Origin of the sequence: Prauserella alba (genome assembly GCF_024171735.1) — a bacterium.
Taxonomy (GTDB): domain Bacteria; phylum Actinomycetota; class Actinomycetes; order Mycobacteriales; family Pseudonocardiaceae; genus Prauserella; species Prauserella alba.
This window is the reverse complement of sequence record NZ_JAMTCH010000007.1, coordinates 221,254-237,621: the sequence shown is the minus strand read 5'-3', so window position 1 is coordinate 237,621 and position 16,368 is coordinate 221,254. Positions and strand designations below refer to the sequence as shown.

At 70.4% G+C, this 16,368-nt stretch carries 17 protein-coding genes; 2 read left to right on the top strand and 15 right to left on the bottom strand.

What is annotated here, in order from left to right; all coding sequences use genetic code 11:
- Positions 1-31: 31 nt before the first annotated feature.
- From LY12_RS23120 to purD, 12 genes are all read right to left on the bottom strand, one after another.
- Positions 32-883, bottom strand: a complete 852-nt coding sequence (locus tag LY12_RS23120) for an SAM-dependent methyltransferase (RefSeq protein ID WP_253859564.1) — start codon at positions 881-883, stop codon at positions 32-34.
- A 63-nt stretch (positions 884-946) separates the two neighbouring features.
- On the bottom strand, positions 947-1,408 hold the full coding sequence (locus LY12_RS23115; RefSeq protein ID WP_253859563.1) for a VOC family protein: 462 nt from the start codon (positions 1,406-1,408) through the stop codon (positions 947-949).
- Positions 1,409-1,472: 64 nt separating this feature from the next.
- Positions 1,473-1,859 (bottom strand): helix-turn-helix domain-containing protein, encoded by a 387-nt coding sequence (locus LY12_RS23110; protein WP_253859670.1) that lies wholly within the window; start codon positions 1,857-1,859, stop codon positions 1,473-1,475.
- A complete protein-coding gene (locus LY12_RS23105) occupies positions 1,856-2,689 on the bottom strand; it encodes a DUF8692 domain-containing protein (RefSeq protein WP_253859562.1) in 834 nt (277 codons plus the stop codon). The genes LY12_RS23110 and LY12_RS23105 overlap by 4 nt, the downstream gene beginning before the upstream one ends.
- A gap of 62 nt (positions 2,690-2,751) precedes the next feature.
- A complete protein-coding gene (locus LY12_RS23100; protein WP_253859561.1) occupies positions 2,752-3,108 on the bottom strand; it encodes a hypothetical protein in 357 nt (118 codons plus the stop codon).
- A gap of 183 nt (positions 3,109-3,291) precedes the next feature.
- Positions 3,292-4,473 (bottom strand): phosphotransferase family protein, encoded by a 1,182-nt coding sequence (locus tag LY12_RS23095; protein WP_253859560.1) that lies wholly within the window; start codon positions 4,471-4,473, stop codon positions 3,292-3,294.
- Between the two features lie 99 nt (positions 4,474-4,572).
- Positions 4,573-5,688, bottom strand: coding sequence for a transglycosylase SLT domain-containing protein (locus tag LY12_RS23090; RefSeq protein WP_253859559.1), 1,116 nt, complete (start codon positions 5,686-5,688; stop codon positions 4,573-4,575).
- 1 nt (position 5,689) lies between these two features.
- A complete protein-coding gene (locus LY12_RS23085; RefSeq protein WP_253859558.1) occupies positions 5,690-6,013 on the bottom strand; it encodes a hypothetical protein in 324 nt (107 codons plus the stop codon).
- A gap of 135 nt (positions 6,014-6,148) precedes the next feature.
- Positions 6,149-6,919, bottom strand: a complete 771-nt coding sequence (locus LY12_RS23080) for an ESX secretion-associated protein EspG (RefSeq protein WP_308292160.1) — start codon at positions 6,917-6,919, stop codon at positions 6,149-6,151.
- A 7-nt stretch (positions 6,920-6,926) separates the two neighbouring features.
- On the bottom strand, positions 6,927-8,780 hold the full coding sequence (locus LY12_RS26000; protein WP_301303082.1) for a magnesium chelatase: 1,854 nt from the start codon (positions 8,778-8,780) through the stop codon (positions 6,927-6,929).
- Between the two features lie 97 nt (positions 8,781-8,877).
- The gene (locus LY12_RS23060) at positions 8,878-9,411 is read right to left on the bottom strand and encodes a PE domain-containing protein (RefSeq protein WP_253859554.1); all 534 of its coding nucleotides are present in this window, start codon (positions 9,409-9,411) and stop codon (positions 8,878-8,880) included.
- Between the two features lie 229 nt (positions 9,412-9,640).
- The gene (purD, locus tag LY12_RS23055; protein WP_253859553.1) at positions 9,641-10,903 is read right to left on the bottom strand and encodes a phosphoribosylamine--glycine ligase; all 1,263 of its coding nucleotides are present in this window, start codon (positions 10,901-10,903) and stop codon (positions 9,641-9,643) included.
- Positions 10,904-11,046: 143 nt separating this feature from the next.
- On the opposite strand from purD, the gene LY12_RS23050 reads away from it, so the two are divergent.
- Positions 11,047-12,198 (top strand): glycerophosphodiester phosphodiesterase, encoded by a 1,152-nt coding sequence (locus LY12_RS23050; RefSeq protein WP_253859552.1) that lies wholly within the window; start codon positions 11,047-11,049, stop codon positions 12,196-12,198.
- A gap of 119 nt (positions 12,199-12,317) precedes the next feature.
- Here LY12_RS23050 and LY12_RS23045 read toward each other — a convergent pair whose 3' ends face one another.
- Positions 12,318-13,400, bottom strand: a complete 1,083-nt coding sequence (locus LY12_RS23045) for a hypothetical protein (RefSeq protein WP_253859551.1) — start codon at positions 13,398-13,400, stop codon at positions 12,318-12,320.
- Positions 13,401-13,713: 313 nt separating this feature from the next.
- Positions 13,714-13,941: a hypothetical protein gene (locus LY12_RS23040; RefSeq protein ID WP_253859550.1), complete on the bottom strand. Its 228-nt coding sequence runs from the start codon at positions 13,939-13,941 to the stop codon at positions 13,714-13,716.
- A gap of 73 nt (positions 13,942-14,014) precedes the next feature.
- Between LY12_RS23040 and LY12_RS23035 the strand changes: the two genes are divergently transcribed.
- Positions 14,015-14,968, top strand: a complete 954-nt coding sequence (locus LY12_RS23035; protein WP_253859549.1) for a LysR family transcriptional regulator — start codon at positions 14,015-14,017, stop codon at positions 14,966-14,968.
- 93 nt (positions 14,969-15,061) lie between these two features.
- Here the strand turns inward: LY12_RS23035 and LY12_RS23030 are convergent, their stop codons facing one another.
- Positions 15,062-16,348 carry an adenylosuccinate synthase gene (locus LY12_RS23030; RefSeq protein ID WP_253859548.1) on the bottom strand — a complete coding sequence of 429 codons (1,287 nt, stop codon included), beginning with the start codon at positions 16,346-16,348 and terminating at the stop codon, positions 15,062-15,064.
- Positions 16,349-16,368: the final 20 nt, after the last annotated feature.

The following is a 16,368-nucleotide window of genomic DNA, read 5'->3' as shown; positions in this document are numbered from 1 at the left end:
ACCAAGGTGCCCTTGGGGGCAGCGGCGTCCGCTACGGCTTGCGGGCGACAGCGCCGATCATGAGGCGGCGTGCCGGGTCGAGGTTCTGCGGCGGCGGACCTTCCGGCCACCAGTGGGCGAGCGTCACCAGGCCGGGTTCGAGGAGGTCGAGGCCGTCGAAGTAGGCGGCGATCTCCTCTCGCGTACGGAACCGGCCGGTGCCCATCGGGCTGTGCAGGAACGCCTGCTCCAGCCGCTCGGCGACCTCGGCGGCCTCGGGATCCTCGTCGCCGGGGTTGAAGAAGTGCGACAGCACGACCTGCGAGCCGGACGGCAGCGCGTCGATGTAGGCGCGCATCATCGCCGCGGGATCACGGTCGTCGGCCACGTGGTGCAGCGTGCCGACCTGGTACAGCGCCATCGGCCGGTCCCACTCCAGCCGGCCGGCCACCGCGGGGTCGGCGAACAGCGCCTGCGGTTCGGTGAGGTCGCCCTGGACGCAGTGCACGGACTCGTGATCCTCGACGAGCGCGCGACCGTGGGCGATGACGATCGGGTCGATGTCGACGTACACCACGCACGTGTCGCGGTTGAGGCGAAGGGCGACGTCATGCGTGTTCTCGACCGTCGGCAACCCCGATCCGACGTCGACGACCTGGTCGATGCCGGCGGTGCCGACGACGAAACGCGTGGCGCGGATGAGGAAGTCCCGGTTGTCCCACGCCAGGGTCGTGACCTCCGGCGTCACTTCCCGCAGCTGGCGCGCGACCTCACGGTCGACCTCGTAGTTGTCCTTGCCGCCGAGTGTCGCGTCGTAGGCGCGGGCGATGCTCGGCACGTTCGGGTCGATGACCGTCGGAAGAACCGGCTCCGGGGCATCGTTCCGTCCTGGCGTGGAAGTCACTGCGTTCTCCAGGCTGCGCGCGATCTCAGGGACCGCGCGCAGCCTATCGAACACACTCGGGGCTCAGGAGCCGCACTGGAGACGTTCGACGTCCTCGTCGGTGATCTCCACCGGCCCCTCGGCGGGCTGCGTGATGCGGATGTGGTTGCCGAACGGGTCCCGCAGCGCGCAATCGATGCCGTAGGGCTGTTCGATCGGCTCCTGCGTGAACTCGACGCCCTTCGCCCGCAACGTCTCGTACGTCTTGCGGCAGTCGTCGGTGTTCAGGATCGCCGCCGCACCGAGCGCACCCTTCGTGACCAGGTCGCGGACTTGCGCCGCCACCTCCTCGCTGTGCTGCGGCGGACCCGGCACCTCCAGCAGCAGGTGCGTGTCCGGCTGCGCGGGCAGATGCACCGTCAGCCAGCGCATGAATCCCAGGTCGACGTCGTCGGTGACCTCGAATCCGAGCGTGCCGCAGTAGAAGTCGAGCGCTTCGTCCTGATCGAGGACCATGACCGAGGTGATTCCGATTCGTGTGAACATGCCGCCAACGCTACGGCGGCAGCCGGGGGTGCGGCTTATCCGAAACTGCTCACGTGAGCCGGCTTCAGGCCGGGCGTGACCACGTCTTGACGAAGCACACCGGCACGGCCAGTGGAGCCGCGGCCGCGCGGTACTCCGCGGGCGACACACCGACGATGGCGCGGAACGTGCGGCTGAACGTGCCGAGACTGTCGAATCCGACCTCCTCGGCGACCCGCGTGACCGTGGCCGACGGCGACCGCAACCGCGCCATCGCCCGTTCGATCCGCCTGCGCTGCAGGTAGCGGTGCGGCGTCTCGCCGAACGTCGCACGGAACGAACGGGTGAAGTGACTCGGCGACATCAGCGCGACGCGCGCGAGCGTGGGCACGTCGAGCGGCTTCGCGTAGTCGCGGTCGATCGCATCACGGGCGCGCAGCAACCGGCGGTTCTGGTCCTCGCGCGGGCTCATCGTGGCCACGCCGTCGAGAGTAGCCCGGATCGTGCCCGCGCATCGCCGAACGGGCGGTACCGAGCCGTGACACCGCCGGCCGTGGGGCCGCGTTCCAGCGACACCGCCGACGCCGCAGCCGCCATGAGCAGCAGCACTCCGACGTTCTCACCCAGCTCCTCCGCGTGATACGTCGCCACGTACAACGGTCCGCTCTCGTCCGCCGCGATCCACAGCCCTTGCATCGCCTCCATGCCGAGCGCGGACCACAGCAACAGGGCCCCGCCCGCGACGACGAGCCACCGGCACCGGTCCCGCAGGCGCATCGCGAGCAACAGCAGTCCGACTGCGACGACGGCCCCGGCGAGCAGTCCGGGGAGCAGCCAGTAGAACGGGAACCCGCTGTCGAACGTGACCAGCTGTCGGCCGATACGGTCGAGACGTTCGTGCAGCTGCGTATGGTCGTCGAGCGATAACAGTCCTATGAGGACGGATCCACACCACCAGCCCCACGACTCCGCGCGCGCACCGCGAGCGCGGGCGAGCAGGGCGACGATTCCGAACAGGACCGCGGTGCTGCCGAGCAGGCCGACGCTCCACCACGTCGGCAGGTTTCCCTCGACGAAGACGTCGAGGTACAGCTGAATCTCACCGCGATCGTTGGTCAGCGGGTGCTCGATCAGCGCGGGAACCGCCATGCTGACGACGTTCAGCAGCACCGAAACGCCCAGGAGAAGCCACCACGCGCGACGCAGTCGCAACGCCACGTCCGACGAAAAACGACCACTGTGGACTGATAGTGCCTCGTCATGAGGCTCGCGACGGATCTCCTGGGCGTACTCGGCCGACATCGTTGTTCAACCTCTCACCGGTTCGCGGCGCCGTACCCGGACGCTCGTGTCACGTCGACGGTTCACTCGGGCGAGCCGTCACGGTCGGCGGGCGAGTCGGCGGTGCCGTCCTCCTTGTCGGCGTCGTTCGGGGAGTCAGCGTCGTTGGGGGAATCGGCGTCGTTCGGCGAATTCGCCGTGTCGGCGTCGTTCGAGGAGTCAGCGTCGTTCGGGGAATCGGCGTCATTGGGGGAATCGGTGTCGTTGGGGGAATCGGCGGAGTCGGCCTGCCCGCTTCCGGAGTCGGCCTGCTGTACCTGGGACGCCGGCTTCGGATCGTTGACTCCGTCGGCCAGTGCGGTACCTCCGACGGCGATCGCACCGCCGACACCGACGGCCGCGGCGGCGACGACGAACCAGGGGCGCTTGTTGCTTGCCATGATGTGACTTCCTTTCGAAGGACGTGCTCGGGATGGGTTTCTCGGTTACCTGCACGCGGCGGATCCGCGTGAGGAATCCAGGGGCCGCCGGACTGTTCGACGGTCCGTGGCGCTGTTGGAGCGCCGTTCGAGCCCAGCTGGCTGGCGCGAACTCCGGCGGACGGGACCTGCCGGGTGCAGGCGTCAGACGGCGAGCGGATCGTCGGCGTGACACCAGTTCCACGCCAGGTCGAGCCGCTGTTCGAGGGTCGCCCGCCAGCCGCGCCGTCCGGTGCGGTGCGCGCCCGGCGCCAGCGACAGCACCACGGCCGCGGCGTGTGCCCGCAGTGCGGCAGGGTCCCGGTGGCGGTCGAACTCCCGCAGGCACCGCGCCGTGAAACGGTCGATGACCGGTGCGCGTTCGGGTTTGACCTGTGACAGCACGGAGAGGTGGCCGAGCAGGCACGCCGGATCGTCGTGTGGATCGCCCGCGCCCGCGGTGTCGATGTCGAGCAACCCGACCACGCGACCACGGGAGACGAGCAACTGTGTCTCGTAGAAGTCGCCGTGGACGGGCACCGGATCGGCGGCCGTCGGCACGGCTACCGCTTCGGCGATCGCGTGTGCCGTCCGGGCGGCGCCGGGGTGCACGCGGGCGACGACGTCGGCGTAGTGGCCCGCCTGCTCCGCCCAGCTCCGCCTGCGGGCGCGTTCGGCGAACGCCTGCGGCAGCCCGTCGAGGGTGGCGACGATGTCGGCCGGGTCGATGCGTTCGACCTCCATCGTGTTGCCGCCGAGCAGCAGCCGCCGCAGCGGTGTGCCGCCGACACCGGCGAGCACGAGCAGACCGTCGCCGGTCCAGCCGAGGCTCTCCGGCACCACTCCGCCCTCGGCGGCGCGGTGCAGCCCGTGCAGCTGTTCGACCTTGTCGGGACGCAGTACCTTGACGAACACCGTCGCCCGGGCCGTGGAGATCTCGACCACCGCTCGGCGCAGCGGGCGATACGAGCGGACGGTCGGCCGCAGGTCGCCGGTGGGCAGCCCCAGGCCGGCGAGCAGCTCCCGCATCCGGTCCGGGTCGACCGCCGCCGCCAGCCCTGGCAGCGCAGGATCGTGCGGGAACCGCCAGACGCCGAGTTCGCGCACGCCGTCCGACATGCGCATCGCGCCGCGCGCCTGCGCCGAGGTGCTGGCGCAGTACGTGTCGGTGGCGCGGGAACCGTCGGGACGCGTCACGTCGACCCGTGCGGCCACCGTCGTCGACGCACGCTGGACGTCACGGTGAGTGATGCGGCTGCCGAGCGCGGTGTCCCCGCTCGCCCCGGCGACGGCGGACCACAGGTCGTGGAGGTCCGCCTCCTCCGGTTGCCACTGCTCTTCGCTCATGACGTCAACGATGCCGCCGCCCGGTGAAACCCGCCTGAGCCGACCGTGAAGGGATTTTCATGTCCGTGCCGTCGCGGCCTCCGCGGGACGAGGCGGTGATCAGTACGGCTGATAGCCGCCGCCGGACGCGATCGATTCGAGGCCGGGGTGCTGGTCGAGGCCGCCGTAGCGGTCGAACGTGTAGCGGACACCGGCGATGATGTTGTCCACCGGGTCCCAGATGTCGCCGTGCCCCGGCAGTGCATGGGAGTCGAACGTCGGGTCGATGCACTGCATCAGGCCCTTCGACGGCGTGCCCTTCGCGGCGTTCGAGTCCCAGTCGTTGATCGCGCGCGGATCGCCACCCGACTCGTGTTCGATGATCGTCCAGATCTGGTCGATGTTCTCCTCGCTGACGGGGATGCCGTTCTCGCGGAGGATCTTGATGGCTTCCTTGATCCACTGCTCGACGTTCCCGGGAGGCGGCCCAGCGGGCGGGCCGCCACTCGACCCGAGTCCGCCACCGCCACCGCCGACAGCCGTCTCGGCGCCGCCGCTGCCACCACCACCGCCGACGCTCGGGGAACCGCCGGGGTTGCTGATGCCACCGGTGTCGGCCATCTGCGACTGCGCCTGCCCCGGTTTCGGCACCTGCGAGTAGCCGCCGGACCCGCCGATGTCCTGCTTCATCAGGCGCTGAGCCTTCTTGATGGCCTGGTTGGCCTGCGTCAGCAGGCCCTTGATCCGCTCGGCCGCCTGCGACGCCGTCTGCCGGTTCTGCTGCCGCGCCTGTTCCCGGATCGACTCCGGGTCCTCGCCGCCGCCCTCGGCGCCGGCAGCCTCCTGTGCGCGCTGTTCGGCCTTCCTGTTGCGGTCGTCGATCTCCTGCTTCGCGCCCGACTTGGTCTCGTTGATCGACTTCTTGAGCTCCGACAGCTTCTGCTGCAGGTCGCTCAGTTCGACCGCGGCCTCGTCGAGCTTGTCCTTGACCCGCTGCCCCGCCGAGGCGACCTTCGCGACGTAGGAGAAGAACGCGTCCGCGGCGGGACCGTTCCAGACGCCGCCCTCCGAAAGCGGTGACGCCGCGTTCTTCAACTCCGCAGAATGGTCGCCCGTGTTCTCCGACGCGGTTTTGAACTCCTGCGCGACGTTCTGAATCCTGCCCGGATCGACCTTTTCGACCTTCGCCGCCTGGGATTCCACCTGCTCCCAGTTCTCCGGCATCCCCAGCGACATGTCAGGCCTCGCCCCGCATCGTCAGGTTGCTCGCCGCCTGTTCGTCCGCCTCGGTCATCGCGGCGATCGCATTGCGCAGCGCCCCGCTGGCCTCGACCATGTGCTGGTGCGCCGCGTCGAATTCCGCCTGCATACCCGAGGTGAACGAGCCGAGCGCGTCGTCCACCCGATCCGGATCGTCGTCGTCCTCGACCTCACCGAACGGGCTCTCCCCCTCGACGCCGCGCAGTTTCGCCTTGTCCTCGGCGATCCGGTCGGCGATACCGTCGACCTTCCCTGCCGTGCTCCGCATGGATTCGGCGTCGTAAACCGGCACGGTGGTCATCCCCCTTCACGAAAACGATCCGCTCGTCGCCGGGTATGACGCATGCGCCCGCACCGGCGGTTCCGCTCAACTCTATCGGCGAAAGCGAGAATCGGGCGCACCCCACTTTCGTCGCCCTTCCGAGGGAAGCCCCGGTCACATCTCGTCGAGCAATTCCCACACGCGCTGCGCGAGCAGGGTGTTGTCCGCGGGCGCGACCGTCGCCCACCGCCTGCCGTCGCCACCCGGTGCGACCTGCAGCAGATACCGGCCCTTGTCGCTGTCGAAGAACGACACGACCCGCGGCGCGCGGCGGACACTGCCGTCACGCCCGTGCGCCTGCGCACCGAACTGCCCGCGGACAGTCTGCCCGGCCAGCATCGCCGCGACCTCCTGCGCCTCGCTCAGCGCGACGCCGCGGTCGGCCAGCGCCCCCACGAGCCCTCGCGCGTCGCCCCCTGCCTCGCGGTCGGCGTCGACCAGCACGTCGTGCGGCAGGGTCGCCGACCAGCCGATGCCGGCGGCCGTCTCCCCGGCCACCGACACTGCGGACTCCGGCAACGACGAGTCGCGCGCCGGGATCAGCCACACCTCGTCGCCGTCGACCACACCCATCAGCGCCTGACTGCCCGTGCTCACGGCCAGACCCGAGATCTGCCTGTCGGTCCAGACCCACATGTCGATGGCGACGGCGGGCCGGACGAACAGGTTCAGCATGTCCACCAGGTCGCTCGTGGCCTGGTGGCCCTTCGCCAGCCTGCGCTGCGCCAGCGATTCCCATGCCTGCTCGATCAGGTCGGACCGCTCGCGGTGCGTCACCCCCGCGCTCGGCACGTCCAGTGCGGGGTGCCGGCGCGGCAGCCGTTCCGCCTCCCACAGCATGTCGAACTCGAGCGTGGACAGCACCACGCTTTGACCGGTGGTCACCGGCGCCTCACCGTTGTTCCGAGTTCGGGTCGCCGATCGTGTCGGGAGCGACCATGCGCTGGTCGGCGAAGAGGTCCTTGTCGTCGACGCCGTACCGGCGCACGTGGGCGTCGTCCTCGTCGCCCTCCTGCGGCGCCGCCTTCTGCATCATGCCGCGCCGGTCCTGCTCGGACTTCGGAGCCTGATTCTGCTGCGCCCTGGACTGCTCCTCGGGCAGGTCGCCGATCTGGGACTGGTGCGGAGAACGCGGCGCTCCACCCCGGCCGCCGCTGCGTTCGCTGTCGCCGGCCAACGCTCCCGCGATACCGCCCGCGGCGACCGCTCCCGCGGCGCCGCCGATGTCGTTGGCGCCGAACCCGGCCGATTTCGGCGAAGCCGTCGTACCTCCCGTGCCGGGTGCGGCTGTGCCGCCCACGACCGGTGCGACGCCGAACGACTTGCCCTTCTGCAGCTCCGCATCGCCGGAGACGGGTCCGCCGGCCTTGCCGCCGACCATTCCCGGGGGCGGGACCGCCGCGCCGCCCCCGCTTCCGGGAGCGGGACCACCCGTGACGGGTCCCGGCGCCGGTGCCACGGGCGAAGCGCCACCGGCCGAGGGAAACTTGCCCACCCCGGACTGGCCGCCCGGTTGCGCCGGCGTACCCGGCGCCCCTGGAGAGCCCGGTGCACCTGGAGCGCCGGGCGTGCCCGGGTTGACGGGCGTCGCACCGCCGGGGCTGCCCGGTGTCCCGGGGACGGCGGGAGTCCCGGGAACCGCCGGCTTGCCGACCGCGCCGGGCGCCCCGCCGGTCGTCGGCGCACCGCCGGTGCCGGGCACGGCCGGATTCGAGGGCGCGGCACCCGTCGGACCACCCGGCTGAGCCGCACCACCGGAGTAGTGGCCGGAGTAGTGGGGAGAGCCGGACCCCGATCCGGTGCCCGGCCGCGGCACGTTCACGTAGCCGTAGCCGGTGTTCGGCGACGACGTCACCGGGGCAGTCGTGGAAGGCGCGGTCGACGAAGGCGCCGTGCTCGGGTTCGGCGCCGGCCGGGCCGAACCGGTGCCGGGCGGCGGGGCGAGCGGACCGCTCTGGTTGGCATGCGGCTGGGCCGGCTGCGGGGAGTGGTGGACGGGAGCGGACGCCGCGGGGCTGTCGACGGGTGCCGGTGGCGGAGCCGCGGGCGGTGCCACCCCTGACGACTCGGTCCGGTCGCCGACCGGCGCGTCCGTGGGCACCTCGGTCACGTCGGGCGATGTGGGCGGGCCACCCGCATCGACCTCGGTCGGCACATCCGCCGACACGACGGCCGACATCGGCGTGGGGGCGTTCAGCTGCGGCAGGTCCGACAGGTTCTCACCGGACTCGCTCGCGTAGCCGTTGAGCGCTTCGAGTGCCTGTGCCCTCGCCTCCTGGCCCTGCGCGACGCGCTGGGCGTTGTCGGTCTCGAAGCCGAGGAGGCTGCCGAGCGAATCCATGACGCCGTAGCCACCGGAACCCTGCCGGAGCGACTGGGCGTCGGGCAGCTTGTGGACCGTGCGGTTGAACGCCTCACCCTGGGCGAAGACCTTCTTCGCACACGCCTCGACCTTGGTCTGGGCCTCCACGGAGAAGTCGGCCTGGCCGGTCATCCACCGGAACGCCTGGTCACCTGCGTCACCACGCCATTCGACGCCGAGCTTGCCCAATTCGGTGCGCAGCGTCCGCTCGGTCTCGTCCAGCGCCTTGCCGACGGCCTTCAGTGCGCTCACGGCCTCACCGATACCGCCCGCGCCGGCGCCGCTGCGGAACACCTCGACCTCGTCGGCCAGCATGTTGTTCGTGTAGCCGTCGAACCGGTGGTTGCGGATCTCGTTCGCACGCTGCGAGACATCCATCGCCATGTCGAATTCCCTCTACTTCCGCTTCGACCGCACGGTCGAGAAAACCTGGACAGCGCCGACGTTCCGGGGTGAGCGCCGGGAGCGGGACGGGCCGGGACTAGCCGGGCAGGCCCCTGCCGCCGCCGAGCGCATCGGCCTTCTCCTCGTCGGATTCGGAGTACTTCTCGCCCGCCCTGCGCAACTGGGTCGCCAGGGACCGCAGGTCCTCGACGTAGGCGCGCGCGTGCGCCGCGTACGAATCCTCGGGGGAACTGACGACGTCGTTCCACGCCTCGACGGCGTGCCGCGACACGATGTCCTCCGCCGGCGCCTTGATGCGCAACGAGTTCAGTTGCTCCGACAGCTTCTCGTCCAGCGCGTCGGCCTGGGCCTCGATGATCCGCGCCGCGTCGGCGACCTTGTCGGGCGCGACGTCGATGTCACCTGCCGACGGGACCGAGGGGAACAGACCACCACCGGGAGTGATGTCCGAACCGCCGAACGGGCCGCCCTGGGCGTTGCCGGACTCGGTGTCGGCGCCGCCGTCGTTCCCGCCGTTCGAACCGGCCGCGAACGCCGTGTCGGCCGACGCGAACGCGGCCTCCGCGCTCACCGGCCCGCCGAACCGCGACTCGCTCACCTCTGACGGCATGCGCACCCCCTGTAACGGCCGGTAGCCATCCGGTTTCTCACGCAGGCTACCAACCAGAATGTGACAGTGACCTGAACTTTGACGAGCTCACCCGGACGACGGTTCCCTCCGATCGTCGGATTCTCCGCCGCGAATCGGACACGGTCGATCCGCTGGTCGAGCAGCCGGCGCGGCGGGCCGCGGGGAGGTGCGCCCGCGCACTCGGTCTCCCGCCGCCGGCGACCGCGACTCAGCGACCCGGGATCGACACCTCACCGCGAGCGGCGCGCGCGGCGATGTCCGTGCGGTGGTGCGCCCCTGCGAGCCCCACCCCGGCGATGCGCTCGTACGCCTCGGCGCGGGCCGCCTCCAGATCCGCACCGGTGCCGACCACCGACAGCACGCGGCCGCCGCTGGAGACGACCGCACCGTCCTCGCGCCTGCGCGTGCCCGCATGGAGCACACCATCGGCCTCTCCGCCGGTGATGACGTCGCCTACCAGCGGTTTTCCGGGGTAACCGTCGGCCGCGACGACCACCGTCACCGCGCAGCCGTCCTCCCACTCCAGTGGCGGCTGCTCGGCCAGCGTCCCGGTCGCGGCGGCGTGGAGAAGACCGGTGATCGGCGTGCGCAGCAGCGCCAGGACGGCCTGCGTCTCGGGGTCGCCGAAGCGGCAGTTGAACTCGATGACCTGCGGGCCGTCGCTCGTGAGGGCCAACCCCGCGTACAGCAGGCCGGTGAACGCCGCATCGCGCTCGGCCATCTCGTCGACCACGGGCTGGATGACCCGCTCGACGACGTCGTCGACGAACCCGTCGGGGAGCCACGACAGCGGGGCGTAGGCACCCATGCCGCCGGTGTTCGGGCCCGAGTCACCGTCGCCGACGCGTTTGAAGTCCTGCGCAGGCAGCAGCGGCACCACGGTGCGCCCGTCGACCAGGCAGAACAGCGACGCCTCCGGACCGTCGAGGAACGACTCCAGCACCACCGGGTGCCCACCGTCGAGCAGCATCAGGGCGTGCTTGCGGGCCTGCTCGACGTCGGTCGTCACGACCACGCCCTTGCCCGCGGCGAGCCCGTCGTCCTTGACCACCCAGGTCGGGCCGAACCGGGCGAGCGCGGCGTCGAGGTGGGCCGGATTGTCGACCACCTCGCTGCGCGCGGTCGGCACCCCCGCGGCGGTCATGACGTCCTTGGCGAACGCCTTGGACCCCTCGATCCGCGCCGCGGCCGCCGAGGGGCCGAAACACGCGATACCGGCCTTGCGGACGGCGTCGGCGGCGCCGACGACGAGCGGCACCTCGGGGCCGATCACCACGAGGTCGGCTCTCCACTGCTCGGCGAGCGCCGCGATGGCAGCGGGGTCGGTCAGGTCGACGCCGAGCGATTCGGCGAGGGCAGCGGTGCCGGCGTTGCCGGGCGCGCACGCGATCGCCGTCACCGCAGGGTCCTGCGACGCGGCGAGTACGAGGGCGTGCTCACGGGCTCCGGAGCCGATAACCAGGAAGCGCACGACTCCTCAGCGTAGACATGCCAATATCCGCTCGTTCATCGGCATGTACCTCAGCGGCTGCCACGCTGTCGCCAGGTGGTCGACCGTGGCCGCGAACGTGGGCGAACGTCCCTACCGGATCGAGAGAGGACCAGCGACTACTCATGGCATTCACATCCAGACTCCGTAAGCGTCTCGGAGTGGTTGCGCTCGGCGCGGTGGCGGTTCTCGCCACCACCGGCGCGGTTCCCGGCGCGGCACAGTCCGGGCCCGCACAGACCGAATCCGCCCGGTCGGACGCCGCCCACGACCGTGGCGCGCACGCCGACGACCGCATCGTCGTCGGCCACCGTGGCGCCTCCGGCTACCGGCCCGAGCACACGCTCGCCTCGTACGAACTCGCCGCGCGCATGGGTGCCGACTACATCGAACCCGATCTCGTCACGACCTCGGACGGCGTGCTGGTGGCACGGCACGAGCCGGAGATCGGCGGCACCACCGACGTGGCCGACCGGCCCGAGTTCGCCGACCGCAAGACCACCAAGCTCGTCGACGGCGAGCCCGTCACCGGCTGGTTCGCCGAGGACTTCACGCTGGCCGAGCTCAAGACGCTGCGGGCGAAGGAGCGGCTGCCGGAGATCCGGCCCGACAACACGATCTACGACGGCCGCTTCGAGATCCCGACGCTGCAGGAGGTCATCGACCTCTCCCAGCGGCTGAGCCGCGAGCTGCACCGGCCGATCGGCATCTACCCCGAGACGAAGCACCCGACGTACTTCCAGGAGCAGGGGCTCGCGCTGGAGCCGAAGCTGGTGGACGCACTGAACCGCAACCATCTCAACCGCCCCAACGCGAAGGTGCAGGTGCAGTCGTTCGAGGTGGGCAACCTCAAGGAGCTCGACGAGCAGGTGCGCGTGCCGCTGGTTCAGCTGACCTCGACCTCGGGGGCACCGTACGACTTCGTCAAGTCCGGCGACCCGCGGACCTACGAGGACTTGACCACGCCGGAGGGCCTCCGCGAGATCGCGACGTACGCCGACGGGCTCGGGCCGTCGATCGGGCAGATCATCCCGCTCGACGCCGACGGCAACACCACGGAACCGACGTCGCTGGTCGACGACTCCCACGCCGCGGGGCTGAGCGTGGTGCCGTGGACCTTCCGCGCCGAGAACGAGTTCCTGCCGGCCGACTACGACTCGTCCGACGACCCGGCCGAGTGGGGCGACGCGCTCGGCTGGGCGAAGGCGGTCTGGGACACCGGAGTCGACGGCATGTTCGCCGACCACCCGGACATCGTCATCGAAGCGGCCGAGTAACGCCGAGAAGCCCGGTTGTGCCCCGAAGGGCACCTTGGTCGACGCCCAAGGTGCCCTTCGGGGCGTTCACGTGTCGCAGGGCACGTCGCCGGGGGTGTGCGCGTTGCGAGAGGCTCGGACTACCCGAAGTGAGCCTTGGCGGACTGCGCCATCAAGGCGTACACCTTGTCGATCTCCGCATCCGAGAGTTCCCGATAGTCGTCGCGATACGTCCCACGCCCAGCCAGCGGCCTGGCACTGATATGGAGCATCCCGGCCCGGCTGAGGTCCCCGTACGGCGACAGGTAGACGTCGTGGACGTTCGGGGCTCCATCGAACGTGATGGCGGGGAAACCGCCCAGAGACACCTCACGCCTGTTCTCGCCGATGGCGCCGTACTCATCCGGCGCAAATGCCGGATCGGCGTTCACCCTGAACAGATACGTGTTATCCGGACTCACGAAAAAGCAGTGCTCGCCCCACACCACCGGTGACAGCTGCGAGCCGAAATTGCCCTCGATCGCGTCCTTGAAGACGGCGCACTGAACATTGCGGTCCTTCTCGGCGGCGGCCAACAGCTCGTCGCCCTTCAGCCGGGGGTCCGCACCGCTGTAGGGGTGGCAGTCCTCGACGCCCCCGGGCTGGAAGAAGTACCGGCAGTCCCCGCGCGCCGCTACGTCGGGCTCGCCCGGCTGGAAGAACAGCGATCCGTGCCCTGAGGACTGGACAGTCTCAACTCCCCGTTCGGCATACCTCTTGATCGACGAACAGGAAGTGCCGCCCTCGTCCGCCCCCGTCTCGTAACGGAACTCGATGACATCGGTGAAGGTGACAGGAATGGACCACGTACAGGAGCCGGGGCCTTCGATATCGCCCTGCATGCTGTACGCCTTGACACCGGCCACCGGTTCTTCCGCGGACTCGATCCGGCGGAGATGACCGAGGTCAGTGCCGAGCGTGACGGTCAAGCTCTCACCGCCTCCCTCGAAGGCGCACTGATGGGAACTGACGGCGACCTTCTCCACCCCGTCGGGCTGTTTGAGGTCCCGGACGTCCAGCAGGTCACACGGGTCGATGTCATCCAGTGTGGTGAGTGCGGCACGTCTGTCACTGTCGTCGGGAAGTGGCTCCGGCCGCTTCTGTTCGTCGTCCACCGCCGCCGTCCGCGTCTTCGCACCCGATTGGTCGTCACTGCCGGACAACGCGATGGCGGCGACGATCACGGCGGCAAGCACGACGGCGAACGCGGGGACTACCCACCGCCAATGGCGACGCGGCCGCTTCGGTGGCCCGCCGGCCGACGGCACCCCGCCCATAGGCGGTGGCCCACCCATCGGAGGCCCCTGCCAGCCGGGAGTGGACTGTTGCGGACTCCAGTCGGGCCGCCCCGGTGGCGGATACGGTGCCCCCATCGATACCCCCTTGCGATCGTGCGCAGGAAGTTAGCAGAGAGCTCCCCCGTAACAGCGAAAGAACCGGACAAATCCGCTCCGCCGACCGCAGTTGGTCGACGCCCCAAGGTGCCCTTCGGGGCGTTCACGTGTCGCAGGGCACGTCGCCGGGGGTGTGCGCGTTGCGAGAGGCTCGGACCTCGTGCGGGCGGCCCCTGGCGACGACCTGCGTCCCCGCCACACCGATGACCCGCGACTGCAGCGAACCACAGGCACAGCGGGTCCACGCGGTCTCTCCCTCGGGCGTTCGGTGCCGGGACAGCACCGCCACGACGTCGCTGTCGGGCCAACCGCAGAACGGGCATGTCGTCATGAGTCCACCGTGCGGCCGGAATACGTGAAGGTCCAGGTTCGATTTCTGGACGAAACCGTGAAGAATGGCCTTCATGATGGATCTGCGCCGACTCAACGTGCTGCGCGCGGTTGACCACTACGGCACCGTCACCGCCGCCGCGGCCGCCCTGCACCTGACGACGTCGGCCGCCTCGCAGCAGATCCGCCAACTCGGCCGCGAGCTCGACGTCACCCTGCTCGAACCGCTCGGCCGCACCGTCCGCCTCACCGACGCGGCCCGGACCCTGCTGGCACACGCCGACGCCATGGAAGTCCACTGGCAGCACGCCAGGGCCGAGCTCCACGCCACCCACGACGGCCCCACCGGCACCCTGCGCATGGCCGCCTTCCCCACCGCGATGTGCCGGTTCCTCGGGCCGGTCGCGGCGAGCCTGCGAGCGCGGCACCCGTCGTTGACGGTCCGCCTGCGTGAGGCCGAAGCGGCGGACTGTTTCGACCTGCTGTTCACCGGCGAGGCCGACCTCGCCGTCGTGGAGGCACTGCCAGCCAACCCCTCCGTCGACGACCCGCGCCTCGAACAGCACATCCTGCTGACGGACCCGTTCGACCTGCTGCTGCCCAGCACACACGCGCTGGCGGGTGTTGCGCCCGTGCGGCTGACCGACGTCGCCGACGAACCGTGGATCGTCGGCCTACCCGACGACGCGGCGCGCGCCCACGTGCTCGCGGCCTGCACCGCCGCAGGCTTCAGCCCCGCGATCGCCCACGAGGCGTGCGACGCGAGTCTCGTCGCGACGCTCGTCCACCTCGGACTGGGCGTCGCGCTCTACCCCCGGCTCTCCCAGCTCCCGCCCGGACTCGACGTGCGGCGGGTTCCGACGGGCGACAACGCACCCGCACGCACGTTCCTCACCTGCACGCGCCGCGGCGGACGCCGAGCCCCGAACGTCGCGGCGGCCCTGGCGGCACTGCAGGACCGGACCGCCACGGCCGAGGCCGCGACCAACCGTGCGCAGAGCACGCCCGAGGGGACCGCCGCGCGGTAGCGCCTCGTTGGACGCGGTGGCCGGGTGACAGGCGGGAGCAGGACACCCATGCCCGAGTGCAGAACACGCGGGCATGGGTGCAGGACACGCGGGTCAGGCGAACTCGTGGCGGACGATCGTTTCCTCCCGGCCGGGACCGACGCCGATCGCCGAGATGCGCGTGCCCATCAGCTCTTCGAGTCGCTCGACGTAGGCCTGCGCGTTCTTCGGCAGGTCCGCGAAGGTGCGGCACTCGCTGATGTCCTCCCACCAGCCCGGCAGCTCCTCGTACACGGGCTTCGCGTGGTGCACGTCGGTCTGGGTCATCGGCATGTCCTCGGTGCGCTGCCCGTCCACGTCGTAGGCCACGCACACCGGCACGGTCTCCAGCCCGGACAGCACGTCGAGCTTGGTGAGGAAGTAGTCGGTGATGCCGTTGACGCGGGCCGCGTAGCGGCCGATCACCGCGTCGAACCAGCCGGTGCGCCGCGAACGGCCCGTCGTGACACCGAACTCGCCGCCGGACTTGCGCAGGTTCTCGCCCGCCTCGTCGTCGAGCTCGGTCGGGAACGGGCCCGAGCCGACCCGCGTCGTGTACGCCTTGAGGATGCCGAGCACCGTCGTGATCCGGCCCGGCCCGATCCCGGAACCCGCGCTGGCACCCCCTGAGGTCGGGCTGGACGAGGTGACGTACGGGTACGTGCCGTGGTCGACGTCGAGCAGCGTGCCCTGCGAACCTTCCAGCAGGACGGTCTCGTCGCGTTCGAGTGCCTTGTTCAGTTCGAGGCGCGTGTCCGCGATGCGGTGCCGGAACCGCTCGGACTGTTCGAGGACGGTGTCGGTGACCTCGGCGGCGTCGAGTCCCTTGCGGTTGTAGACCTTCACCAGCACCTGGTTCTTGTACTCCAGGGCCGCCTCGACCTTCTGGCGCAGGATCTTCTCGTCGAGCAGGTCCTGCACCCGCACGCCCACGCGCGCGACCTTGTCCTGGTAGCACGGTCCGATGCCGCGGCCGGTGGTGCCGATCTTGCGGCTGCCCAGGTAGCGCTCGGTGACCTTATCGATCGCCACGTGGTACGGCATGATCAAGTGCGCGTCTGCCGACAGCAGCAGCCTGCTCGTGTCGATGTCGCGCGCCTCCAGGCCCTCCAGCTCGTCCAGGAGTACGCCCGGGTCGACGACGACGCCATTGCCGATGACGTTCGTGACCCCCGGCGTGAGGATGCCGGACGGGATGAGGTGCAGCGCGAAGTCCTGGCCGTCGGGCAGCACCACGGTGTGGCCCGCGTTGTTGCCACCCTGGTAGCGCACCACCCATTCCACCTTGTCGCCGAGCAAGTCGGTGGCCTTGCCCTTGCCTTCGTCGCCCCATTGGGCACCGATGAGCACGATGGCCGGCATGTGAAACTCCAAGGTGTGAG

What these genes read in the sequence shown, in the direction of transcription:
- LY12_RS23115 (WP_253859563.1), bottom strand. Translation starts at nt 1,408, where the DNA reads ATGTTCACACGAATCGGAATCACCTCGGTCATGGTCCTCGATCAGGAC.
- LY12_RS26000 (WP_301303082.1), bottom strand. Translation starts at nt 8,780, where the DNA reads ATGGCGATGGATGTCTCGCAGCGTGCGAACGAGATCCGCAACCACCGG.
- LY12_RS23110 (WP_253859670.1), bottom strand. Translation starts at nt 1,859, where the DNA reads ATGAGCCCGCGCGAGGACCAGAACCGCCGGTTGCTGCGCGCCCGTGAT.
- LY12_RS23100 (WP_253859561.1), bottom strand. Translation starts at nt 3,108, where the DNA reads ATGGCAAGCAACAAGCGCCCCTGGTTCGTCGTCGCCGCCGCGGCCGTC.
- LY12_RS23040 (WP_253859550.1), bottom strand. Translation starts at nt 13,941, where the DNA reads ATGACGACATGCCCGTTCTGCGGTTGGCCCGACAGCGACGTCGTGGCG.
- LY12_RS23085 (WP_253859558.1), bottom strand. Translation starts at nt 6,013, where the DNA reads ATGACCACCGTGCCGGTTTACGACGCCGAATCCATGCGGAGCACGGCA.
- LY12_RS23050 (WP_253859552.1), top strand. Translation starts at nt 11,047, where the DNA reads ATGGCATTCACATCCAGACTCCGTAAGCGTCTCGGAGTGGTTGCGCTC.
- LY12_RS23035 (WP_253859549.1), top strand. Translation starts at nt 14,015, where the DNA reads ATGATGGATCTGCGCCGACTCAACGTGCTGCGCGCGGTTGACCACTAC.
- LY12_RS23030 (WP_253859548.1), bottom strand. Translation starts at nt 16,348, where the DNA reads ATGCCGGCCATCGTGCTCATCGGTGCCCAATGGGGCGACGAAGGCAAG.
- LY12_RS23095 (WP_253859560.1), bottom strand. Translation starts at nt 4,473, where the DNA reads ATGAGCGAAGAGCAGTGGCAACCGGAGGAGGCGGACCTCCACGACCTG.
- LY12_RS23060 (WP_253859554.1), bottom strand. Translation starts at nt 9,411, where the DNA reads ATGCCGTCAGAGGTGAGCGAGTCGCGGTTCGGCGGGCCGGTGAGCGCG.
- LY12_RS23105 (WP_253859562.1), bottom strand. Translation starts at nt 2,689, where the DNA reads ATGTCGGCCGAGTACGCCCAGGAGATCCGTCGCGAGCCTCATGACGAG.
- LY12_RS23090 (WP_253859559.1), bottom strand. Translation starts at nt 5,688, where the DNA reads ATGTCGCTGGGGATGCCGGAGAACTGGGAGCAGGTGGAATCCCAGGCG.